Below are 21,728 nucleotides of genomic sequence, written 5' to 3'. Positions count from 1 at the left end.
AGACCGTAAGCACCCTGGAATCATGGATATATCCGCCATAACCGGCTTATTCCCGATTTCCTGCCGTTTCTCCCGTGCTTTTTGTCGCAACAAAGTCCACACCCGTGTCGAGCACGTTTTTCAAAACCACATCCCCGCACCGGACGGGCGCCTCCACTGTTATATCGTTGAGGAGCGCAACCGCGCGCATCATTATCTTTTTGGGGACGGGCGCGCTCGTTTTGACGGGCAGCCGCGGAAGCTGTGCGCCGCGCAGCCTTACCGTAGAGGTAATCATGCGCGTCGGGTTTTCCATTTCGGATTCCACATAACTGATTCCCCGTTCGCATCCCGCGCCCGTAAGCTTTCCGTTATCGTCTGCAAAAATACGGCAGCCCTTCGGGCATACAATACAGGTAAATTCCCTCATTCCTGTTCGCCCCCTTTCAGCGAAACCTCGATTTCATTTCCTGTCAGCAATTTTTTCGGGATACGGATTCTTTCCATTTCCCCGGGCACCGCATAATCGCGTTTGAAGCGCGCGATTTCGCCGCCGTTTGATTTCACCACAATGCTGATATTCTTATAGATATCGTTCACACGGAAAAACACGTCCAAAAACTGGTCGATGCGGTCCATACGCGCCCGCTGGGGCAGGATATAGTTAAGCCCCCGGCTTGCATACAGTTCAAAAAAGGGAGCCTCTTTTTCGCCGTGCGCCGCAAATTCCGCCGCCGCCCTGCCGGCCCGGATGCTTTCCATTGTCACAAAGTCCACAAGGTCGTGAACCTGCGCCACATTGCCGCACGCAAAAATTCCCGGCACGCTCGTCTCCATATTTTCATAGACGACCGGCCCCTTTGTGCGCATATCCATCTCCACGCCCGCGTTTTGGGAAAGCTCGTTTTCCGGGATCAGGCCCACCGAAAGCAAGACCGTATCGCACCCGATCTCCTTTTCCGTGCCCGGAATAGGCTTCCTGTCCTTATCCACCCGCGAGATCACCACGCCTTCCACACGGTGCTTTCCCCTGATTTCCGTGATCGTGCTGGAAAGGTACAGCGGGATATCGAAATCGTCGAGGCACTGTACAATGTTGCGCCGAAGTCCCGCCGAATACGGCATCAGCTCTACGCACGCCACGACCTCCGCGCCCTCGAGCACCATGCGCCGGGCCATAATCAGGCCGATATCGCCCGACCCGAGGATCAGCACCTTCCGGCCCACCATGCATCCTTCCATGTTGACATAGCGCTGCGCCGTGCCCGCGGTGAAAATTCCCGCCGGGCGCGTTCCCGGAATGCCGAGCGAGCCGCGCGGGCGCTCCCTGCATCCCATTGCCAAAACGACCGCGCCCGCATCAATCCCGAGCACACCCTCCTGCGGGTTTACCGCCGTAATATGCTTTGCACGTGAAATACCGAGCACCATTGTGTTGAGCTTCAACTCAATATCCGTTTTGTGGAGCTCGCATATAAAACGCTCCGCATATTCCGGCCCGGTCAGTTCCTCTTTAAAATAGTGCAGCCCAAACCCGTTATGGATACACTGGTTGAGGATTCCGCCCGCTTCAAAATCGCGCTCCAGAACCACAACCTTTTCCGCGCCGGTTTTCCTGGCCTCGAGGGCCGCCGCCAGCCCCGCCGGGCCCGCGCCGATCACCGCTACGTCGTAATATTTTTCCATCGTTTTTCCGTCTTCCTTTGTTTCTTTAAAAATCCCATTTCACCAAGCGTGTGCAGGATGGATGCAGTTCAAGGCAAGCCGAGCGACCCGCGGAGGCGTATTCTGACATACGCCGCACAAGGGGAGACGATGGCTTAACGCAGAAATGCGCCATACTGCATGCGCTTGTCAGTCCTCTTTCGTTTCCCCGGTCACAATATAGCTTCCTTCCGTATCCTGCAAAATATCCTTCATAGGCACCCCCAGGGTCCGCGCCATGATATCATGGATGCGCGGTTCGCAAAAACCGCCCTGGCACCTTCCCATTCCCGCCGCGCACCGCCGTTTGATGCCGTCGATGCTGCGCGGCACGACGGGACGTTTCAGGATATCCACAATTTCGCCTTCCGTGATGGTCTGGCAGCGGCACACCACCCGTCCGTAAGCCGGATTTTCCTTAATCAGCGCGTCCTGCGCCTCGTAAGACATTTCATTGATCCGCAGCACCCTGCGTTCCCCGCGGAACGCTTCTTTCCTGTGCAGGGCGAGCCCGCAGCCTTCGAGTATCCGCACAAGGTCTTCCGCAATCGCCGGAGCGGAGGATAGCCCGGGCGATTTGATTCCCGCGGCATTGATGAAATTGGGAATTTCGGATTCCCCCACCACAAAATCGTCCCCCGCCACGGCGCGAAGGCCCGCGAAATTACGGATGTTCTGTGAAAAATCGATGGTCGGCACGGATTTTACCGCCATCTGCCGGACATACGCGAGGTCTTCCGTATGGGTCGCCGTATCGTCGCGGGCGTCCGCATTCCTGCTGTCCGGCCCGGCATACAGGTTCCCGTGCACGGTGGGCGCGACCACAACCCCTTTTCCAAGCTTGGTCGGGCACTGGAACACCACGGTGGAAACAATGCCGCCCATTGTTTTGTCGAACAGGAAATATTCCCCCCGCACGGGCGTAATATGAAGGCCCGTGCCGCCCGCCATTTCATAGACCTTGTCCGCATACAGCCCGGCGGCGTTGATAATATATTTCGCGCGGTATTTTTCGCCGCCCGCCGTAATTTCAAACATGCCGTCCTTTCGGCTTAAACGCTTCACGCCGCTTGAAAGGTAACAGTCGACGCCGTTTTGGACCGCCGTTTCAACCAGCGCGGCGGCAAACTCCCACGGACTGATGATCGCGCCGGTGGGCGCCCACAGCGCGCACCTCACCCGGTCTGAAATATTCGGCTCCCGCCGCAGAACCTCTTCCCCGGAAATAATTTCCACCGGTACGCCGTTGGCCACGCCGTTCTCATAGAGCCTGCGCACCTCGCGCACTTCCTCGTCCGAAAAGGCAAGCACCAGCGAGCCTGTTTCCCGGAAGGGGATATCGAGCTTTTTGGCAAGCTCATGCGCAAGCTCGTTTCCGCGCGCGTTGTATTTTGCCATCAGCGTCCCCGGCTCGGGATCGTAACCCGCATGGATAATGGCGCTGTTTGCCTTCGTGCTTCCGCAGGCCACGTCGTTTTCCTTTTCAAGAAGCGCCGTTTTAAAATCGTATTTTGAAAATTCATACGCGGCGGCGCAGCCCGTGATACCGCCGCCGATGATAATTACGTCATACTGCATAAAAATTCCTCTTTCATGGGAGCCTGCCCGTCACCTGCCGGGCGGCACGGCAACGGTTTATAAATCATTTCCCTTCATTGCTTATTACTTATTACCTATTACTTATTATTTTTAGTTATTACCTGCCTAATGCGCCTGCCAGTCTTTCGCGCGGGACACCGCCTTATACCAGTGCGCCACCAGCTTATCCCGTTTTTCGCCGGGCATCGCCGGGGTGAACCGCTTGTCGAGCGTCCATTTTCCCGCAATTTCCTCCGTGTTTTCCCATACGCCCGTCGCAAGCCCGGCGAGGTACGCCGCGCCAAGCGCCGTCGTTTCGCGCACCCGTGGCCGCATAACCGGAGTCCCGGTGATATCGGCCTGGAACTGCATCAGGAAATTGTTTGCCGAAGCGCCGCCGTCCACCTTCAGCCTGCCAAGCTCTATTTTCGTATCCGCCTGCATCGCATCCAGCACATCCTTCGTCTGGTAGGCGATGGACTCGAGCGCCGCGCGGATAATGTGCTCCGCCGTCGCCCCGCGCGTGAGGCCGATAATCGTGCCCCGCGCATACATATCCCAATAGGGCGCGCCAAGGCCCGTAAACGCGGGCACAAGATAGACCCCGCCGTTGTCCGGCACCTTCTGCGCAAAATATTCGCTGTCGGCGCTTGACTGGATCAGCCGCATTTCATCGCGCAGCCATTGGATCACCGCGCCGCCCATAAACACGCTGCCTTCGATCGCATAATGCACCGTGCCTTTGGGCGTAGCCGCGATGGTCGTAAGAAGCCCGTTTTTGCTGCGGCACAGCCTTTCGCCCGTGTTCATCAGCATAAAGCAGCCCGTTCCATAGGTGTTTTTCGCCTGCCCCGCGCCAAAGCACGCCTGACCGAACAGTGCGGACTGCTGGTCCCCGGCAATACCGGCAACGGGAATCTTTTTTCCATAGACCTCCGCGTATCCGTAAAGCTCGCTCGAGCTTTTTACCTCGGGCAGCATGGCGCGCGGAATCCCGAGCGCTTTCAAAATTGTCCCGTCCCACTCGAGCGTTTTGATGTTGAACATCATGGTGCGCGACGCATTGGTATAATCCGTCACATGCGCCTTGCCTTTCGTCAGGTTCCACAGCAGCCACGTATCCACCGTGCCGAACAGAAGCTCTCCTTTTTCCGCACGCGCGCGCGCGCCGTCCACATGGTCGAGAATCCACTTTACCTTGGTCGCGGAAAAATACGCGTCGACCACAAGTCCCGTCGTTTCTTTGATATACTCCGCCATTCCGTCCCGCTTCAATTGCTCGCAGATGGACGCGGTGCGCCTGCACTGCCATACAATGGCGTTATAAATAGGCTTTCCCGTTTCCTTTTCCCATACAATCGTGGTTTCGCGCTGGTTGGTAATGCCGATCCCGGCTACCTCGTCTAAAAAAATTCCCGCCGTATCCACAGCTTCCTCGAGCACGCCGAGCTGGGTCGACACAATTTCCATCGGGTCGTGCTCCACCCATCCGTCCTGCGGGAAATACTGCGTAAATTCGCGCTGCTTTACACATATGATGTTGCAATCCTGGTCGAAGATGATACACCGGGAACTGGTTGTTCCCTGGTCAAGGGCAATGATATAACGTTTCATTTCACGCACCCTCCAATATTACTTCTATTTTACCCCATTTCCGCGTACATGACAATGCGCCGCGCCTATTTTGCGGATTCCCTTTTTCACCATTTTCCCCGGCGCAAATATTTCCCGCCCGTCTGTAAAAAAACAGCCGCCTTCCCGTCCGGGAAAGCGACCGCCGTTTTTCAGAATGTTTTGATAAGCTCGTCCACCGTTGTAAGCTTCGCGCCGTAAATATCCTTCAAATATTGGATGCCGTATTCGTAATCCTCTCTGGTGAAGGAATCCGTGGCATCCGTGGGCACGATGATTTTGTAGCCCCAGTAGTACGCGTCCGCCGTCGTGTGCCGCACACACATATGCGCGTGCAGGCCGGTCATAATCACCGTGTCCACCCCGAGCTCGGTAAGGAGAAGGTGCATATCCGTCCCGAAAAATCCGCTGTACCGGCGCTTGGGGATCACAAAATCCCCTTCCTGCGGCGCAAGCTCGGGGATTACCTCCGCGCCCTCGGTGCCGATAATCGCGTGGTCGCCCCACAGCTCGAGCTCCCTGTCGATTCCCTTGATGTGCGCATCGTTCGCATAAATGACATATACGCCCTTTTTCCGCGCTTCCCGCACAAGCTTTTCAAGATGCGGAACAATTGCCTTCGCCCGGTCGCACGTAAGCGCGCCGGTTACAAAATCGTTCAGCATATCTACCAGAATAACCGCTTTTTTCCCCATTCCAAGGCCTCCGTATTCATTTGAGTGAGCGTCCCTTTATTCCAATTTACTGATACCGTAAATCATGGATTCGTTTCGTCTTTTTCTCGCTGCGCGGAAGCACCCCCACGGGCACGGCCTCCACATTGATGCGGATGCCGATCTTCTGCTTGAACGCATGGCCGACAAATTGCTCCAGCTCCCGCAGGTCCGCGCCTTCCTCCGCCTCAAACCGCAGGATCATTTTATCCTTGCTTCCCTCTTTGGTAAGCGACACCATATATTCGCTGCTCACGCCTTCCACGCCCTTCAGCAAAATATCGATCTGGCTCGGGTGGATATTGACGCCCTTCACCTTGACCACATCGTCCGTACGCCCGAGAATCCGGTCGTGGCGGGGATAACTCCGCCCGCAGGCGCATTTTCCCGGAATCAGGCGGGACATATCGTGCGTGCGGTAGCGCAGCAGCGGCGCGCCCTCCTTGCGGAGCGTCGTGATAACGATTTCCCCGTATGCCCCGTCCGGCACATTTTCACCCGTTTCCGGGTCTATGATCTCGAAATACAGGAAATCGTCGAAATAATGGAGCCCCGTATGATATTCACAGTCAATGGAAATCCCCGGGCCATAAATTTCGGTCAGGCCGTAGATGTCAAAAAGCTCGATGCCGAGGCCCTCGCGGATGCGCTTGCGCATCTTGTCGCTCCACCGTTCCGAGCCGATGATGCCCTTTTTAAGCGCCAACCCGTCCCGGAGTCCCAGCTCCTGCACCTGCTCTGCAAGCAGCAGGGCATAAGACGAGGTGGAGCCGATTACCGTTGTTTTAAGGTCCGTCATCATCTTCAGCTGTTTTTCCGTGTTGCCCGGCCCCATAGGCACCGCCATCGCCCCCAGCGCCTCGCAGCCCGCCTGGAACCCGATGCCCGCCGTCCACAGGCCAAAGCCCGGCGTAATCTGTACCCGGTCGGCCGCCGTCACGCCGGCAATCTCGTAGCAGCGTTTGAACATCCCGCACCAGTCGGCGACGTCCTGCGCCGTATAAGGGATAATCACCGGGTCGCCCGTTGTTCCCGAGGTGGAATGGATGCGCACAACCCGCTCCTCCGGCACGGCCATCAGCCCCAGCGGATATGCCCTGCGAAGGTCTGTTTTATCCGTAAAGGGAATCTTTTTAATGTCCTCCGGCGATTTGATATCCTCCGGCAAAAGCCCGCATTCCGCAAATTTCTGTTTATAAAACGCGCTGTTTTCATACACGTTTTTCAGCTGCTTCAAAAACAGCTTGTACTGTGTCTCCGTCACTCCGTCTCTCCTTTTGCCCCGCCTACGCAATCGTACCCCGCATAGAGCGCCTTCCGGTTGGCAGCAAACAATTTTTCCGGGAGCCGCCGGGCCAGCAGCCCTTCCATGCACTCCACGCTGAATGGCAGCGCGCCTACGCCGATTCCCGCGCCGAGCATTACCACATTCGCCGCCTTCGCGCTGCCGCATGCTTCCGCAATTGCCGTCGCATCGAGCGTCCATACCTGCGCGCCGCGCCTGATATATTCAAAGATTTCTTCCGTTTCATAGGCCTTGCCGGAAAGGGACGCCGTCACCGGGACAACCCTTGCCGTATTGACAACCGCTTTCCCGCCCTTCCGGAGGCGTCCAAGGCTGCGCGCCGCTTCTGCTGGTTCAAAGCCCAGCAGCAGGTCTGCCCCGTGCATGGGAATCACGCTGCTTTCGTCCCGGGAGCCGATGCGCACATGGCTCACCACGCAGCCGCCCCGCTGCGCCATGCCGATTGTTTCGGAGGTGCGTACGAACCGTCCCTCTTCCATCGCCGCCTGCGCGATCAGCTTTGAAGCAAGTATCGTTCCCTGCCCGCCGACGCCCGCAATCAGGATATCGTATTTCATTTCCGCACCTCCCCGATTGCCGCTGCCGGGCACACGTAGGCGCACAGGCCGCAGCCATAGCACAGCGACGGCTCGATCCGCACGGCGCCGCCCGTTACGGAAATGGCGGGGCAGCCAATCTCGCGGATGCATTTTTTACAGCCGATACAGCTTTCATGAATTTCGTACGCCCCCTGCGGTTTGTGCAGCGCAATGCACGGCGCTTTAAAGATAATCGCCGATACGCCGTCAAATTCCGCCGCCTCTTTTGCCGCCGCGACCGCCGCGCCGAAGTCGAACGGATCGACGGTTTTCACCCAGCCCGCGCCGCTCGCGCGGAGCATCGCTTCAATATCGATTTTCGGCGAGTCCGTTCCCATCATCGTGCGTCCGGTTCCCGGATGGGGCTGCTGTCCCGTCATTGCCGTCGTGCTGTTGTCGAGCACCGCCACCGTAATTTTCGCCTGGTTATAGGCGGCGTTCACCACTCCCGGAATGCCCGTGTGGAAAAACGTCGAATCGCCGATAAAGGCAAAATACTTTTTGTCCGGTTCCATGTGGTAAAGCCCCTGAGCCACGGTAACGCCCGCGCCCATGCACAGGCAGGTATCCACCATGTCAAGCGGCTTCGCGTTTCCCAGCGTATAGCATCCGATGTCGCCCGTAAACACCGCCGGAATGCCCTTCATCGCCGTCTTAACGGCATAGAATGACGCCCGGTGCGGGCAGCCCGCGCACAGCACGGGCGGACGGACAGGAAGCACGGGCGGCGCTTCCGCCGCCGTTTCCCTTTCACCGCCGCCGAGGAACTCCGCAATTGCGCCGCGCACAATTTCATGCGTATATTCGCCCGCCGCGGGAAGGTTCCCCGTCTCTTTCCCGTAAACGCCAAGCTTTATGTTATGCTTCCCCAGAGCCTCCGCCAGGCTGCGTTCGATCACCGCGTCAAGCTCCTCGACCACCAGCACCTTATCGAGCTCCTTCATAAATTCCAGCGCAAAGTCTTCCGGGAAGGGATATGGCGTACCGATCTTCACAAGCGTTACGTTCGCCCCAAGCTCTTCCACCGCTTCCTTCGCATAGGTATAGGCGGCGCCGGATGCCACGATGCCGATGCTGCCGTTTCCCTCCACATCATTGAACACGCTGTGCGAAAACTCTTTTCCAATCTCCTTTTGCTTGCGTTCCAGTTCCCCGTGGTTTTTCAGGGACAGGCTCGGGAAAATGACCCAGCGCGGGTCCTTTTCAAAGCCCGGGTATTCATGCTTTCCACTGCGCGGCTCCGCCGCGATCGACGCGGACGCATGGCAGATGCGCGTCGTCGGCCGCAGGATCACCGGCAGACCCCACCGTTCCGAAAGCCCGAACGCTTCCTGCACCATTTGGTAAGCCTCTTCGGGCGTTGCCGGATCGAGCACAGGCAGGTTGGCAAATTTTGCGAAATGCCGCGTGTCCTGCTCCGTCTGCGAGGAAATCGGGCCCGGGTCGTCCGCCACAAGAACCACCAGCCCGCCTTTCACCCCAAGGTAGGAAAGGCACATCAGCGGGTCCGCCGCCACGTTAAGCCCCATCTGCTTCATCGTCACCATCACGCGCGCCCCGGTAAAGCTTGCGCCCCCGCCGACCTCCATCGCCGCTTTTTCGTTGGACGCCCACTCCACATGGATGTCGCCCGGATTATGTTTTGCAACCGTTTCCAGCACCTCTGTAGAGGGTGTGCCCGGATATCCGCACACAAGGTTGACCCCTGCGCGAATGGCCCCGAGCGCGATTGCTTCATTCCCCATTAATAATTCCAAAATTGCCTCCTTATGGCTCCAGCAAAAACTCTTTCTATTATACAAAAAAGGCGCACTTTTGTAAACGAAATACGCATAGCGGCCCCTCTTTGTGTTATAATAAGATTATATTATTTTAATCATCAGGAAAGAAGAATTTTATGGAAAGTGAAAATGATAAAAGGATTGCGGTATTGATCGACGCGGATAATGTCTCCGATAAATATATTTCTTTTATTTTCGACGAGATATCCAACTATGGAATCCCCACGTATAAGCGCATTTACGGGGACTGGACGACGCCGCAAAACGCGGCCTGGAAAAAGGTGCTGCTGAACTATTCGATTGCCCCGATCCAGCAATACAGCTATACCAAGGGCAAAAACGCAACCGATTCGGCGCTTATCATCGATGCGATGGATATCCTCTATTCCGGGAACGTGGACGGTTTTTGCATTGTGTCCTCGGACAGCGATTTCACACGCCTCGCGGCGCGGCTGCGGGAGGCGGGAATGTTTGTGGTCGGCATGGGCGAGCAAAAAACCCCGTCGCCCTTTATTGCGGCATGTGAAAAATTCAAATACCTCGAGGTCCTCGCCTCCAGCACGGAGGACGTGCAGAAGGTTCCCGCCGAACGGCCAGCGACGGGGAAAGCCGCGCAAAAGTCTTCCATGGCGAGCCTTATGCAGGTTACGCGGGCAATGGAAGCCATCGTTAAGGATATTTCAGACGACGACGGCTGGGCGTTCCTCGGCGCGGTTGGCAACCTGCTGAACAAGCGCTACCCGGATTTCGACTCGCGCAACTATGGTTATCCCAAGCTGTCGCAGCTGGTGGAATCTTTAAAGCAGTTCGATATTGACCGCCGCCCCACAAGCAATCCGCATATCAGGCATGCCTTTATCCGCCTCAAACCCAAAAAAGGAAAATAACCGGCTGCGAAAGGACGACTTTATGAAGACGAAAATATGGGCGGTCATTTCCGCCGCGCTGTGTATCCTGCTTTTTACCTCGTGCAGCATGGGGGCGCTGATGCGCCAATCCTCACAAAAGGCCAGGGCGGAAAACTCGGAGGCTTCTTCTGTGGTGGATGCGGACGGAAATATACGGGAAACGCGTTTTTTCGGCACGTATACCATTCCTGCCGGATGGACCGAAGCGCCGGAATTTTCTACCGACGAAAAATGGTTCTATGTCAAGGACGGCACGGACCTTTCCTCCCCAACCAGTAATATTTCCGTGGAATGCGGCACCAACCGTTATTCCGCAGACCAGCATGAAGCATTCCGCCAGGCAATCGTTTCGCAGCTCGCCCAGCAAACAAGCGCCGCCGGTTCCACTTCCATGACCGGAACGGGAACTTCTACGGACGCGGGCGATGTCCTCTATGTTTTTACCATTGAAAACAGCGACGGCACGACAACCATTCAATATTACATCGTGGGAGATAAACAATATGTGATGGTCCATGCCACCGATTTTTATGACGAGGCCATTCCCGATCTTCAGGAAACGGCAAGGTCAATCGCCTACAGCTTTGAGTGGGCTTAAGCAAGGCAGAAGCAAAAAGCACCGGGGTTTACCTCCCCCGGTGCTTTTCTTTTCTCTTCTGCTGCCGCAGCTCGTACCTGCGCTCCTTTTCCTGCTCTGCCTGCCCGCGGCTGAACGTTTTCCGCTCCCGTTTCCCCTGCTCATGCTGCAGTTTCAGGGCTTCCTGCGCTTTGGTTCCCGTTCCCGGCCGCCGCAGCTCACGGGTTGCCGCACGCTGCATGCGCTTGGGATTCAATGCCGTCCGCGCCGGATATTTTTCCGCTTTCACCGGCGGACTGAAACAAAGCTCGTTCCAATGCCCGAGCCATGCCGCGTACACCTCGTAATCCCTGGGTTCCGCCCCAAAGGTTACCTTGCACACGGAGAGCATGCCCGCAGACCGCCGCTCGAACACGCCTATCCAGAACGGTTCTTCAAAAAACACCGTCAGGCTGAGCGCCGCGCTGTCCATAATGGTTCCCTCCTTTCCAGTTTACTGCACAAAGAAGGGACAACCAAGGAGGCAGGTTACTGACGGATCAGTCCGCGCCCGGACTACCAACCGGGGCTGTGTTTTTATCTTTGCATCTCCATTGTATTCATACGGCGCATGTGTGTCAATCCCACATGCGGAGCTATTTTTCTTCCTTTCGCCTGTCTTCCATGTAAGGCAGCAGGTACTCATACCCTTCGGCGCCAAGGCGCTCCGCCGGAATAAAACGAAGCGCCGCGCCGTTAATGCAATAACGCTGGCTGCCCATTTCCGCCGGACCGTCGTCAAACACATGGCCCAGATGGAAATCCCCTTCCGCACTCCTTACCTCCGTGCGGATCATTCCATGTGAAATATCCCTACGCGTGGTAATATGTCCGCCTGGCAGCGGTCTTGAAAAGCTTGGCCATCCGCACCCCGATGTGAATTTATCATAGGAAGAAAAAAGCGGTTCACCCGTTATGGCGTCCACGTAAATGCCCTCATTTTCATAATCCCAATATTCGCTTGAAAAGGGCCGTTCCGTTCCGTCCGACACCATGACATTATACCGTTCCGCCGGAAGCTCCTGCTTTAAGGCGTCGTCACCGGGCCGTTTGTAACGGTGTATACGTTCCGGCATACTGGAACGCCTCCTTTCCAATGTGGCAGTAGCCTCCCGGATTCTTTTCCAGGTAATTCTGGTGATAAGGTTCCGCCGTATAATAATTCCGCAGCTTTTCCACCTCCGTCACAATCGGACGGGCATACTGCTGCTGGAGTTTTTCAATGTATTCCCTGGCCACCGCGCCTTCCGCGGCGTTGGTATAATAAATTCCGCTCCGGTATTGCGTTCCAAAATCACTTCCCTGCCGGTTGCGCGCCGTCGGGTCAATCACCTTGAAAAACAAATCCAGTATTCCCCTGAAATCAATTATATTTTCGTTATAGCGTACCCATACGGTTTCCGTAAAATTCGAATTGCCGCAGCACACTTCTTCATAGGTCGGGTTCACGGTCCTGCCGTTGGCATAGCCTACCTGGGTTGTAATTACGCCAACCACCCGGTCAAAATATTTTTGCATTCCCCAGAAGCAGCCGCCGGCTAAAAAAATTTCTCTCATCTACAGGCCTCCTTTTTCCGTTCTTAATTCAAAATAAAATAATTAGAGACATTCAACGTATTTTTTATTTTCGCAGGCATAAAATTTTAAGTTGTCTTTCCTTAAGCCAGCCCTTTCGCATTTATATGTACCCCGTGCGCCATAGTGTATAATCATTTTTTACATAAATTAATGTATATTATTAACTTTTTTTGAAACTTACCCCAAAAGATTGACACTTTTTCAGATTCTGGATAGAATATTATGTATTAGTTAGGAGAGTTTTATGAAGAAAATTGTTGTTTTCCTTGTGACCATACTGCTGATCGTTGCATGTGCGGTCCCTGCATTTGCTTATACAGTGGATGTAACCGCCGAGCCCGCGGAGGGCGGCGACGTATCTGTAAATGATGTTGCCGGCGGCGGAGAAATCCCGGCCGGAACAAATGCCACGATAAAAGCCGTTGCCAGGGACGGCTATATTTTTGCAGGATGGTTCCGGGCAGACGGAACCCCGGTGGATGAATCCGGCGCCGAGTTTACTTATACGCTGGAAGAAAACCGTTCTTATGTCGCAAAATTCGAGAAAAAGTATACGGTTACGGTAGACGCCTCGCCGCAGGAGGGTGGCTCCGTTTCCCAGAGCGGTACGGAATATGGACTGGGAGACAGCGTTACCGTAACGGCAAACGCTGTGGATAGTTATAATTTTATCGGCTGGTTTACCGACCCGTCCGCAGAGGACCCGGTCAGCACGGACCAGAGCTATACGTTTACGATCACAGAGGATACTCCCGCAACGTTGACCGCAAAATTTGCGGCGACCTATCAGCTTGACCTTACGGTCAGCCCGGAGGGCACAGGCTCCGTAACGGGTGCGGGCGCATTTCCCGGCGGCAGCGTCGTGACCATCGGGGCGTCGCCTGAGAAAGACTGGCGTTTTTCCGGCTGGTATGACGCGGCAATCCCCGGGAAAATAATCAGCACAAATCCCGAATATTCGTTTAACCTCGATGAAAACCGTACATTGGGCGCGCTGTTTGAGCGCAGTTACACTTATATCCTGATTTGGGTGCTGATCTGGATTGGAATTTGTTTTGCGGTGTTTGTAGTCGTAATGCGGACCATTCGTCATTTCCGTATTGCACGGCGCCGCAACCGCAGGAGACGCCCGCGGAGATTTTAATTGACGGAACCGGAAAGCATCTTCCGAAAGGAAGGTGCTTTTTGTTTGACTTCTCAAGGAATAAAACATATAATTGAATTATTATTCAATGAACGCGGAGTCAATAAATGGGCAAACGATCGGACCAAAAGGAAAAACGGCGCAGCCAGATACTCGAAACAGGCCTCGACCTTTTTATACGCAAGGGCTATTCCGCAACTAAAATCAGCGATATTGCCGCTGCGGCGGATATGAGCACGGGGCTTTTATTCCACTATTTTTCCTCTAAGGAAGAATTGTATGAGGAATTGATTGGTCTTGGAATCAGCGGTCCGGAAAACATGTCTGCGGGCCTTTCCGGGCTTGCGCCCCTCGCCTTTTTTGAAAGGGCCTGTGAATTTATTTTTTCCATGATCCGCAGGGAGCCCTTCGCCGCAAAAATGTTCGTACTCATGAACCAGGCCTTTTACAGCGACGCGACGCCGGAACATATCCATCAAATCATCCAACGTGTCAACTATTATGAAAAATCAGTCCCCCTAATTCAAAAGGGGCAGGAAGAAGGAACGATCCGCGCGGGCGATCCCCTGGCGCTCTCCGTCGCTTATTGGACGGCGATCCAGGGATGCGCGCAGGCTGTCGCGCTTTTCCACATGCCATGCCCGGAAAGTGACTGGATCATAGATATTATAAGACTAACTATTAAAAGTCAAGTCTGAAAGTTGGGAGTGATGTAAAAAACCAGATGGGTCAAAAAAGGTACAAAAAGCAAGCGTCAGATAAGACGGATTATCAACAAAGCAGAATATTATGCCGCCAAATGGTACGGCTCGCCGGATTTTTCCAGGGCAAAGATGAGCCGTACGAGTTTCTTGGCCGCATGGGAAACAGCGACATTGTAATGCTTGCCTTCCGAACGCTTTTTGGCAAGGTATGCTGCAAAGGCAGCATCCCAATGGCAGACATACTTGGCGGCATTGAAAAGAGCATACCGTAAGTATCGGGAGCCACGTTTCTCCATGTGGGGATAACAATTTGCCAGTTTTCCGGATTGGTAGGTAGAGGGCGAAAGACCGGCGTATGCAAGCACCTTATCCGGAGAATCAAAGCGGGAGAAATCGCCTACCTCAGCCAGTATCATAGCGCCCATGCGGTAGCTGATACCGGGAATGGTGGTGATGGGAGAATGGAGCTTGTCCATGATAGCTTGGATAGCCGTCTCAATTTCTTGAATCTCCGTATCCAATTCCCGGATGAGGTGGATGGTATGCTTCAGCTCCAGTGATTTAGCGGGCCTATGGGAGCCAATGGAGGATTGAGCGGTCTCGCGGATCAGCAGTGCCATATCCCGCTTGTAATGGCCTTTGGAGGCGGTGGATAGAAGCGTCTTGAGGTGTGTGAGGTGCGCCTCGGAAATTTGCCTTGCTCCGGGAAGCTCTTCCAGCAAGGCATAGACAGAGGCCATATGGAGTGTTGAAACAAGGTTTTCCAGTTCGGGAAACAGAATGCAAACCAAGCGAGCAATGGACTGTTTGAGCTGACCGCGTTCCTTCACCTTGTCGAAACGGTATCTGGTGAGTGATTTTAATTCCTCGTTGTGGTAAGCTGTATCTGTGTAGGGTTTGAGGCCCACATCAGACATGAGCATAGCCGCAATGGAACGTGCGTCGACACGGTCGGTCTTGGTCTTTCTAAGGCTAAGGCTTTTCCGGTAGAGGTTGGTGTGCAGGGGATTCAAGACGTAGGTTGGCAGACCATTGTCAAGAAGGAATCCGAGGATATTGTAGCTGTAGTGTCCGGTAGCCTCAAGTCCTACTTTTATTTTATCTTGGCGCGAGGAACAGCAGCGAATCCTATCCAGCAGGGTGTTGAAGCCCTCCATGTTATTGGAAATGGTGAACCCATCCGCGATGATAATACCCTCGGAATTCATGATAAAACAATCATGCTTATCCTTTGCAACATCAATACCAACATAAATCATAACGAACCTCCGGGGAAATATATTTGATGCTGCTGTACCACAGAACACTTTACGCTTGTAACCTCGCTCTACATAAACCGTCTGGCGGTATCTAACTAATCAACAAACTGGTAAAGGGCTGTGGTTGGAGCCTTATGAGAACCATCTGGTGGTAGGAGAAACAAACCAATCCACAGCATCCCTTACAGTGTAGCACAGCCCTTGGAGAGGGACTTTAATAACTACTACTTTATAATACGAGGAGAAAACCATGAAAAAAGTATTGATTATCGGCGCGGGAATCGCGGGGCTTTCCGCCGGCGTTTATGCGCGGCGCAGCGGCTTTGACGCGGAAATCCTTGAGATGCACACGATTCCGGGCGGCAACAGCACAAGCTGGCGGCGCGGCGGCTATTTATTTGAGGGAGGTATGCACTGGCTCACCGGTTCTTCTTCCGGGAGCCCGCTCCACAGGCTGTGGCAGGAAACGGGTGCGCTGCGGGAGGATACGGAAATTTATAACCGCGACCCCTTTTTCACCTGCCTTGAAGGCAGCCGGAGCGTTTGCCTGTACCGCGATCCCGACCGCCTTGAGCGCCACCTGCGGGATATTGCCCCCGAGGATGCCAAAATGATCCATTCTTTGTGCCGGGATATCAAAAAATTCCGTAAAATGGCAATGCCTGTGATGGATATAAAGGGCGTCGAGGTGAAACATAAAAGCACTCCACCGCTCTCTCTGATGTTTTCCATGCTGTCAGTGCTCCCGCGTATGAACGCACTCGGAAAGACCAGCTGCGGCGAATATGTTGCAAAGTTCAAAAATCCTACGCTGCGCAAGCTGTTTGGAAGCATGATCGGTTCCAATGATTTTACCGCGAATTCAATTCATTTTACACTGGGTACGCTTGCCGCAGGCGACGGCGGTTACCCTGTGGGTGGTTCCCTCGCAATGGCACGTAATATGGCAAGCCGTTTTGAAGAGCTGGACGGAACAATCCGTTATAGCACGCGCGCAGAAAAGGTCATACTTCAGGATGGCCGTGTAACCGGCGTTGTTGCAGGCGGTGAATTCATACCTGCGGATGCGGTGATTGTCACGGCAGACGCCCTGGCTGCCGTAGACGCATTGTTCGATCCGCCGCTCCACGAGCCATGGATGGACGAAATGCGCCGGGCAGTGAAGCCCCTGCTCAATACCTTCCTGTGTTTCGGTGTCGAGGCCGATCTTTCGGAGCTTCCGGAAAATTTGCTGTTTTCCCCCAAAAAACCCCTGATGTTTGCAGGGGAAAGCTTTCCTTGCCTTGGCATCAACAATTACGCCTCTTTCGCGGGATATGCGCCGAAGGGCTGCACCGCCGTCACGAGCGCGCTCATGGGGGATTCCTACGATTACTGGAAAAGGGCAAAGGAGGACGGCTCCTACCAGTCCAAAAAGGAAAGGCTGGCAAGCGATATGATGGATATCCTCGGGGAACAATTCCCGCAAATGCGCGGCAGGTTTGCCGTATGGGACGTCGCAACGCCGCTCACCTACGAACGTTACTGCGGGACTTATAAGGGCTCATGGATGACTGTAATGGAGCCCGGGGTTCCCCAGGCCTCCTATCCCCTCAAAGCAGAGGTTTCCGGCCTGTACTTTGCGGGACAGCGTATGCTTGCTCCCGGCGGGCTGCCCGTGGCGGTTTCCACAGGCAGGACCGCCGTGCAATATTTATGCCGGGACTCAAAAACCGTATTTGAAGGTGAAATCTAAATTTTTTGCAACTCTTGGAAAGCGCCGTGGTTATGCTGCAAATTGCAGCTCTTTTCAAAAAAGCATTTCCTGACACCTGACAGGAAATGCTTTTTTGTTTCGCTATGAAAATAGTTTTTTAGGGAAGCGGCGGCCACTTTTCTATTCTATGGGGTCAACGCGGTAGATTCTTGCGTTGCCGTCCTCATAGATTGGTGTCAGCGCTCCTTGGAAACCCCCTGTTGGGATTTCGGTTCCTATTGAAGTGCAAATATAATCCACACCTAATGTGAACAAATCGTTCGGATTCAAGTATAGAGCGAACGTATCCCCGGATGGCCCCGGCGCTAATTCCGTTTCTTCTTCTGTAAAATAGAGGAATATATGCGCATAGCGATTATAAATATCTTGTTTCTCTCCAGTTTCATCAAATACTTTCCATCGCTCGAGCGCCGGGAAAATATTAGTAGAAGTAATGGTTGGCGCCCCGTTTGCAATTAAGAAGTTAGAGGTCATATCTGCGCCAATCCATATCCCTGGCTCTTTCTGCTGTATTTCCTGTACCGCTTCTGCCAGTGGCTTATCATAGATCGCATCCGTCGTCCGCATAACCGGATTGACGAACACCCCCGATAGAAATGCAAGCAAACACATACATAGAGTAAACACAGTCTTTAACTTTCCTTTGCGATTCAGGAAAAAATACGCCATAAATGCGCTCATTACTGCGGCAAAAGCAATCCAATATACCGTAGGCGTATTATTGGTTGGAAGAATCGACGTATAGTAGGAATGTGCCGCTGTATAAACCGCTAAAACCGAAAGACCTATGCCAGCCAATATAAAAATTGCCCTTGGCAACTTAGCGGAAATTAGCGGTTCATCATCCGATGACAATATCTTAATAAAAATCAATATCTCAATAAAGCATATGATTGGCATGATACGCGCTGTCGTATTGGAAAGCAACGTTGCCTTGGCAAGCCATACAGGCGCTCCCAATATCACGAAAAGCAGAAAAAATATATCCAATGCCATCAATAATATGACAAATAAATCTTTAAACTTTCTTTTAAACAGATAAATGCAGGCGAGTATTTCCGTTAATGGGAAGAATCCATACATCATTGCCCCTTCACATGGATTTTGTGTACTAAGATAGGGGGTGGCCAGATTTGTTGTATAAGCAAATATCCAATCGATACCGTCACCGCCCGTATATACACGGCTTCCCGGATACACTGTATTCATGGTGAGCGTAAATGCTTCTTCAGACCGCAGGTACCAAAAAGCGGCGATCCCACCGATCATGAGCAACGCACCGGCAATATAAAACCATTCCGCTTTTCTCCGCTTCCCATTTTTGAAATTTGAGATGATCACCCATACCGCAAGCGCAGCAAATACATACAGAAGCGGAATCATCCAGGCCGGATACAGCGCAAAAATATAAGCCAATCCGCACAGTGCAAATACAAATGCGTAAAGCGCCTTTTTCAGCAAACTACTTGTATTCATAAAATGATAGATCATTAAAATTGCAAGCTGTCCTGCCACCAGCATTTCCACAAAAAAGTTAATGGCAAACCACCATTGCACCACCGGCGCAAACGAGATCAGGAACGCCGCCATGACGGAATAACCCTTTTTTCCTTTGGTCAGTAACATAAACAATTCAAAGGTAACAAGAAACAACGCGATCATCCTGCCTGCCCAGAACCACGAAAGGCCGTAGCTTGATCCAAGCAGGAGATATCCCCAGTAGAAAGGTTTCGCAATCAGCGTTATATCCCATACCGGCTGGTTATAGATCGTCAGCATATCGGTCGGCCATGCACGGGAGATCGAATTGACGATCCCATAATCATTGAATTCCTGCGACATGGCAAGCGGTGTAAATACATTCCATTCATCTGAGCGGATGCCGCGTGTCAGCCCGAATATTGGTTCTTGAAACCGGCTTGGATCATCCCCCTTAGAAAGATAAGTATTCCAAATGCTCATAGAGGAACCATGCAACTGCAACAGGACGCATAAAATAAACACCGCAAAAGCAAGCAAAAACCGATATTTATAAATAAAATGGTAAATCTTTTTAGGTTGGATCACAAAATGCAGGAAAATATAGTAACAAAATATAAAAAAGGCAACCCATCTCTCAGGGCTCTGTAATAGAATCTGTTTTTCAGTCACGACATATGGAAATATGCGTACATAAAGCGCCTCTAGTCCGTAGGCCGCGATGATACATATCCCTATACCCAATGCGAGCCAAAGCGCCGGAGTTTTTACTCTGTAAGTATTTTTTAAATTAATTTCCATGCCATGCCGCACCTTTCTTCCAATTTTACAACGTAATCAATAAAGCACCGATCAATATTCCAACCGTTCCAATTACTTTTTTCACCGTGATCTTCTCCTTTAAAATAAGATAAGATAGGATCATCGTCCAAATATAGGTAATGGAGGTAAGCGGCAATACAACGGAATAATCGAGAAAGCGTAAAATATAAATATTGAGCAGTGCAGCGGCGAGATATAGAAAGCCGCCAATATAAAGATTGCGGTTGCGCAGAAGCTCCCTGAAATTCTGAAAGGACGAGGCCTTTTTCAGGAACAATGCGGCGACCGATCCAAATATGGTCATAACGATTAAAATCAAAATATAAAACGGCTTAACGGTCTCCACCCCCGATCAATACAACGCTTGCCGTGATCACCAGGATTCCGGCAAGTTTCATCGGCGTGATAACTTCCCCCAATACAAAAGCCGCAAGGAAGATTGTAAAAATGTAATTTAGGCTCAGCATCGGCTGAAGTACGGAAAGGCTTCCATATTTATATGCGACAAGCATAATAAGGGCGCCAAACGCATAAAACGCAAAGCCTACGATCATGAAAGATATTCCGTCCGTTACAGAGAGCTTCCAAAAAAGCTGCCCGATACAGACGCATATCGAAGACAGGATCATCAGAACAATCCCTTTTTTGTTTTTCGCAAAGGACTCCCCCATACTCACTGTTCTTTTTCCTTTCCAAACCGCGCCTGCATATCGTTAAGACGCATCTCGAAATCATGACGGTCCTTCTGCCGCAAAACATCGAGCGTCAGGCCGACAAATATCGATTGAAGCGCGGCAAGCACGAAAAATCCGCTTGCAATGAAGGATGGGAATTGCGGGACCAGGCCGGTCCCAATGTAAGTGATTAGAACAGGCAGGAAGAAGCATGCTCCGATTATGAACAAAATCAGACCAATGATTGAAAAGAAGGCCAGCGGCTTATAGTTCTTATAGAATTTAAAAATGGTTTTGAGCACCTTGATTCCATCCGAATAGGTGTTAAGCTTTGATTCGCTGCCTTCTGGTCTGTCTCGGTACTCTATGATTACATTAGAGACGCGCATATTCTTATCCACGGCATGGATCGTCATCTCCGTTTCTATTTCAAACCCCTTGGACAGAACCGGGAACGTTTTTACAAATAAATAGCTGAACGCGCGATAGCCCGTCATAACATCTTTGATATCGCTTTTGAAAAGCGCATTGATCGACTTACGTACAAGAGAATTTCCCATATTGTGGAAAGGCCGTTTGTTTTCCGTAAAATAGGTTGATGAAAGCCTGTCTCCCACGGCCATATCCGCCTGTTTCTCAAGCACCTCCGAGACCATCTGCCGCGCGTATTCCGCAGGGTAGGTATCGTCGCCGTCTATCATCAGGTAGCATTCCGCTTCGATTTCGCGGAACATGCGCCGGATTACGTTGCCTTTCCCCTGCTGATATTCGTAGCGGACTACCGCGCCCGCTTCCCGCGCGATTTCATCCGTATGGTCGGCGGAATTATTGTCATAAACATAGATCGTCGCTTCCGGCAATGCCGCTTTATAGTCACGAACTACTTTCCCGATCGTTTTGCTTTCATTATAGCAAGGGATCAATACTGCAATTTTATCCATTGATTTTCCTTCCATATATATTATTTCTGTCAAATTTGCAACAAGGCAGATGACCCGGGCAATGCGATCACGATCAGGAAAGCAAGGGACCGTCTCAAAATATGCCGCTCTTTTCATCCGCCATTAAAAGTTTAGCATATCCGCATGTCGCGGTCAACGAAGTGTATATCTGCAAATAATTAAATACTGCAAAGTAAAAAGCCCTTAAGCTCTAGGCAAAAGGACCCTCTACATAGGATATTGAAAAAATTGAATCCGGCAGCTACCAATCCTCCCACACCGTCACCAGTGCAGTACTTTAGGCGTATAGAGGCTTAACTTCTGTGTTCGGAATGGGAACAGGTGGGTCCCTCTAGCTATCGCCACCGGAAATTTTGAAAACTATTTAATTGTACAGGTCGCTATGCTTCCTGCTTCTTCCCGGCTGTCAAGCGCGAAACACATTCGCTATGGGCTTAAACTGCGCCTGCGGCTTGTTTTCGCCTCATGCTCACAGCGTCGCCGCCGGAAATTTTATAAACTTGTTTTAAAAGTGCCAAGCACATTCAAAACTGAATAGCAGTCATGAAAGAGAAA

At 52.4% G+C, this 21,728-nt stretch carries 21 protein-coding genes and 1 rRNA gene; 5 read left to right on the top strand and 17 right to left on the bottom strand.

Going from position 1 to position 21,728, the window contains the following annotated elements:
• Nucleotides 1-46: 46 nt before the first annotated feature.
• The 8 genes from BBD38_RS13155 to iorA form a co-directional block, all read right to left on the bottom strand.
• A complete protein-coding gene (locus BBD38_RS13155; protein WP_066688999.1) occupies nucleotides 47-409 on the bottom strand; it encodes a DUF1667 domain-containing protein in 363 nt (120 codons plus the stop codon).
• The gene (locus BBD38_RS13150; RefSeq protein WP_066688997.1) at nucleotides 406-1,665 is read right to left on the bottom strand and encodes an NAD(P)/FAD-dependent oxidoreductase; all 1,260 of its coding nucleotides are present in this window, start codon (nucleotides 1,663-1,665) and stop codon (nucleotides 406-408) included. Before BBD38_RS13150 ends, BBD38_RS13155 begins: the two co-directional genes overlap by 4 nt.
• A 168-nt stretch (nucleotides 1,666-1,833) precedes the next feature.
• The gene (locus tag BBD38_RS13145) at nucleotides 1,834-3,261 is read right to left on the bottom strand and encodes an NAD(P)/FAD-dependent oxidoreductase (RefSeq protein WP_066688995.1); all 1,428 of its coding nucleotides are present in this window, start codon (nucleotides 3,259-3,261) and stop codon (nucleotides 1,834-1,836) included.
• 126 nt (nucleotides 3,262-3,387) lie between these two features.
• Entirely contained in the window at nucleotides 3,388-4,875 is a 1,488-nt protein-coding gene (gene glpK, locus BBD38_RS13140) for a glycerol kinase GlpK (protein ID WP_066688994.1), read from the bottom strand.
• 170 nt (nucleotides 4,876-5,045) lie between these two features.
• Nucleotides 5,046-5,588: a cysteine hydrolase family protein gene (locus BBD38_RS13135; RefSeq protein ID WP_066688991.1), complete on the bottom strand. Its 543-nt coding sequence runs from the start codon at nucleotides 5,586-5,588 to the stop codon at nucleotides 5,046-5,048.
• Between the two features lie 46 nt (nucleotides 5,589-5,634).
• Nucleotides 5,635-6,870, bottom strand: a complete 1,236-nt coding sequence (locus BBD38_RS13130) for a phenylacetate--CoA ligase family protein (RefSeq protein WP_082989693.1) — start codon at nucleotides 6,868-6,870, stop codon at nucleotides 5,635-5,637.
• A complete protein-coding gene (locus tag BBD38_RS13125; RefSeq protein ID WP_066688987.1) occupies nucleotides 6,867-7,469 on the bottom strand; it encodes an indolepyruvate oxidoreductase subunit beta in 603 nt (200 codons plus the stop codon). The genes BBD38_RS13130 and BBD38_RS13125 overlap by 4 nt, the downstream gene beginning before the upstream one ends.
• Entirely contained in the window at nucleotides 7,466-9,235 is a 1,770-nt protein-coding gene (iorA, locus tag BBD38_RS13120; protein ID WP_066688986.1) for an indolepyruvate ferredoxin oxidoreductase subunit alpha, read from the bottom strand. Before iorA ends, BBD38_RS13125 begins: the two co-directional genes overlap by 4 nt.
• A 152-nt stretch (nucleotides 9,236-9,387) precedes the next feature.
• On the opposite strand from iorA, the gene BBD38_RS13115 reads away from it, so the two are divergent.
• The gene (locus tag BBD38_RS13115) at nucleotides 9,388-10,158 is read left to right on the top strand and encodes an NYN domain-containing protein (RefSeq protein ID WP_066688984.1); all 771 of its coding nucleotides are present in this window, start codon (nucleotides 9,388-9,390) and stop codon (nucleotides 10,156-10,158) included.
• A 22-nt stretch (nucleotides 10,159-10,180) separates the two neighbouring features.
• Nucleotides 10,181-10,777 (top strand): hypothetical protein, encoded by a 597-nt coding sequence (locus BBD38_RS13110; RefSeq protein WP_066688982.1) that lies wholly within the window; start codon nucleotides 10,181-10,183, stop codon nucleotides 10,775-10,777.
• A gap of 28 nt (nucleotides 10,778-10,805) precedes the next feature.
• On the opposite strand, the gene BBD38_RS13105 is transcribed toward BBD38_RS13110, so the two are convergent.
• The 3 genes from BBD38_RS13105 to msrA form a co-directional block, all read right to left on the bottom strand.
• Nucleotides 10,806-11,228 (bottom strand): YjdF family protein, encoded by a 423-nt coding sequence (locus tag BBD38_RS13105; protein ID WP_066688980.1) that lies wholly within the window; start codon nucleotides 11,226-11,228, stop codon nucleotides 10,806-10,808.
• Nucleotides 11,229-11,391: 163 nt separating this feature from the next.
• Nucleotides 11,392-11,871 carry a peptide-methionine (R)-S-oxide reductase MsrB gene (msrB, locus tag BBD38_RS13100; protein ID WP_082989692.1) on the bottom strand — a complete coding sequence of 160 codons (480 nt, stop codon included), beginning with the start codon at nucleotides 11,869-11,871 and terminating at the stop codon, nucleotides 11,392-11,394.
• Complete coding sequence (gene msrA / locus BBD38_RS13095; RefSeq protein ID WP_066688977.1) at nucleotides 11,834-12,352, bottom strand: peptide-methionine (S)-S-oxide reductase MsrA; 519 nt, start codon at nucleotides 12,350-12,352, stop codon at nucleotides 11,834-11,836. The genes msrB and msrA overlap by 38 nt, the downstream gene beginning before the upstream one ends.
• Nucleotides 12,353-12,617: 265 nt before the next feature.
• On the opposite strand from msrA, the gene BBD38_RS13090 reads away from it, so the two are divergent.
• Together BBD38_RS13090 and BBD38_RS13085 are read left to right on the top strand one after the other, a co-directional pair.
• Nucleotides 12,618-13,517, top strand: coding sequence for an InlB B-repeat-containing protein (locus BBD38_RS13090; protein ID WP_066688974.1), 900 nt, complete (start codon nucleotides 12,618-12,620; stop codon nucleotides 13,515-13,517).
• A 107-nt stretch (nucleotides 13,518-13,624) separates the two neighbouring features.
• On the top strand, nucleotides 13,625-14,215 hold the full coding sequence (locus tag BBD38_RS13085) for a TetR/AcrR family transcriptional regulator (protein WP_066688973.1): 591 nt from the start codon (nucleotides 13,625-13,627) through the stop codon (nucleotides 14,213-14,215).
• 89 nt (nucleotides 14,216-14,304) lie between these two features.
• Here the strand turns inward: BBD38_RS13085 and BBD38_RS13080 are convergent, their stop codons facing one another.
• The gene (locus tag BBD38_RS13080) at nucleotides 14,305-15,480 is read right to left on the bottom strand and encodes an IS110 family RNA-guided transposase (RefSeq protein WP_066688969.1); all 1,176 of its coding nucleotides are present in this window, start codon (nucleotides 15,478-15,480) and stop codon (nucleotides 14,305-14,307) included.
• A gap of 250 nt (nucleotides 15,481-15,730) precedes the next feature.
• Between BBD38_RS13080 and BBD38_RS13075 the strand changes: the two genes are divergently transcribed.
• Nucleotides 15,731-17,215, top strand: a complete 1,485-nt coding sequence (locus tag BBD38_RS13075) for a phytoene desaturase family protein (protein ID WP_066688967.1) — start codon at nucleotides 15,731-15,733, stop codon at nucleotides 17,213-17,215.
• Nucleotides 17,216-17,356: 141 nt separating this feature from the next.
• Here BBD38_RS13075 and BBD38_RS13070 read toward each other — a convergent pair whose 3' ends face one another.
• The 5 genes from BBD38_RS13070 to rrf form a co-directional block, all read right to left on the bottom strand.
• The gene (locus tag BBD38_RS13070; protein WP_066688966.1) at nucleotides 17,357-19,516 is read right to left on the bottom strand and encodes a DUF7657 domain-containing protein; all 2,160 of its coding nucleotides are present in this window, start codon (nucleotides 19,514-19,516) and stop codon (nucleotides 17,357-17,359) included.
• Nucleotides 19,517-19,541: 25 nt separating this feature from the next.
• On the bottom strand, nucleotides 19,542-19,859 hold the full coding sequence (locus BBD38_RS13065; RefSeq protein WP_456236587.1) for an EamA family transporter: 318 nt from the start codon (nucleotides 19,857-19,859) through the stop codon (nucleotides 19,542-19,544).
• A 10-nt stretch (nucleotides 19,860-19,869) separates the two neighbouring features.
• Nucleotides 19,870-20,208, bottom strand: coding sequence for an EamA family transporter (locus BBD38_RS13060; RefSeq protein WP_066688965.1), 339 nt, complete (start codon nucleotides 20,206-20,208; stop codon nucleotides 19,870-19,872).
• A gap of 2 nt (nucleotides 20,209-20,210) precedes the next feature.
• Nucleotides 20,211-21,152: a glycosyltransferase family 2 protein gene (locus BBD38_RS13055; protein ID WP_066688964.1), complete on the bottom strand. Its 942-nt coding sequence runs from the start codon at nucleotides 21,150-21,152 to the stop codon at nucleotides 20,211-20,213.
• 253 nt (nucleotides 21,153-21,405) lie between these two features.
• Nucleotides 21,406-21,522, bottom strand: a 5S ribosomal RNA gene (gene rrf / locus BBD38_RS13050).
• Nucleotides 21,523-21,728: the final 206 nt, after the last annotated feature.

Source organism: Christensenella intestinihominis (assembly GCF_001678845.1).
Lineage (GTDB): Bacteria > Bacillota > Clostridia > Christensenellales > Christensenellaceae > Christensenella > Christensenella intestinihominis.
The sequence above is the reverse complement of the archived record's forward strand: the minus strand, read 5'-3'. Positions and strand labels throughout refer to the sequence as shown.

Excerpts from the sequence above, each read along its gene's own strand:
- BBD38_RS13155 (WP_066688999.1), bottom strand. The coding sequence starts at position 409 with ATGAGGGAATTTACCTGTATTGTATGCCCGAAGGGCTGCCGTATTTTT.
- BBD38_RS13150 (WP_066688997.1), bottom strand. The coding sequence starts at position 1,665 with ATGGAAAAATATTACGACGTAGCGGTGATCGGCGCGGGCCCGGCGGGG.
- BBD38_RS13145 (WP_066688995.1), bottom strand. The coding sequence starts at position 3,261 with ATGCAGTATGACGTAATTATCATCGGCGGCGGTATCACGGGCTGCGCC.
- glpK (WP_066688994.1), bottom strand. The coding sequence starts at position 4,875 with ATGAAACGTTATATCATTGCCCTTGACCAGGGAACAACCAGTTCCCGG.
- BBD38_RS13135 (WP_066688991.1), bottom strand. The coding sequence starts at position 5,588 with ATGGGGAAAAAAGCGGTTATTCTGGTAGATATGCTGAACGATTTTGTA.
- BBD38_RS13125 (WP_066688987.1), bottom strand. The coding sequence starts at position 7,469 with ATGAAATACGATATCCTGATTGCGGGCGTCGGCGGGCAGGGAACGATA.
- iorA (WP_066688986.1), bottom strand. The coding sequence starts at position 9,235 with ATGGGGAATGAAGCAATCGCGCTCGGGGCCATTCGCGCAGGGGTCAAC.
- BBD38_RS13115 (WP_066688984.1), top strand. The coding sequence starts at position 9,388 with ATGGAAAGTGAAAATGATAAAAGGATTGCGGTATTGATCGACGCGGAT.
- BBD38_RS13110 (WP_066688982.1), top strand. The coding sequence starts at position 10,181 with ATGAAGACGAAAATATGGGCGGTCATTTCCGCCGCGCTGTGTATCCTG.
- BBD38_RS13105 (WP_066688980.1), bottom strand. The coding sequence starts at position 11,228 with ATGGACAGCGCGGCGCTCAGCCTGACGGTGTTTTTTGAAGAACCGTTC.
- msrB (WP_082989692.1), bottom strand. The coding sequence starts at position 11,871 with ATGCCGGAACGTATACACCGTTACAAACGGCCCGGTGACGACGCCTTA.
- msrA (WP_066688977.1), bottom strand. The coding sequence starts at position 12,352 with ATGAGAGAAATTTTTTTAGCCGGCGGCTGCTTCTGGGGAATGCAAAAA.
- BBD38_RS13090 (WP_066688974.1), top strand. The coding sequence starts at position 12,618 with ATGAAGAAAATTGTTGTTTTCCTTGTGACCATACTGCTGATCGTTGCA.
- BBD38_RS13085 (WP_066688973.1), top strand. The coding sequence starts at position 13,625 with ATGGGCAAACGATCGGACCAAAAGGAAAAACGGCGCAGCCAGATACTC.
- BBD38_RS13080 (WP_066688969.1), bottom strand. The coding sequence starts at position 15,480 with ATGATTTATGTTGGTATTGATGTTGCAAAGGATAAGCATGATTGTTTT.
- BBD38_RS13075 (WP_066688967.1), top strand. The coding sequence starts at position 15,731 with ATGAAAAAAGTATTGATTATCGGCGCGGGAATCGCGGGGCTTTCCGCC.
- BBD38_RS13070 (WP_066688966.1), bottom strand. The coding sequence starts at position 19,516 with ATGGAAATTAATTTAAAAAATACTTACAGAGTAAAAACTCCGGCGCTT.
- BBD38_RS13060 (WP_066688965.1), bottom strand. The coding sequence starts at position 20,208 with ATGGGGGAGTCCTTTGCGAAAAACAAAAAAGGGATTGTTCTGATGATC.
- BBD38_RS13055 (WP_066688964.1), bottom strand. The coding sequence starts at position 21,152 with ATGGATAAAATTGCAGTATTGATCCCTTGCTATAATGAAAGCAAAACG.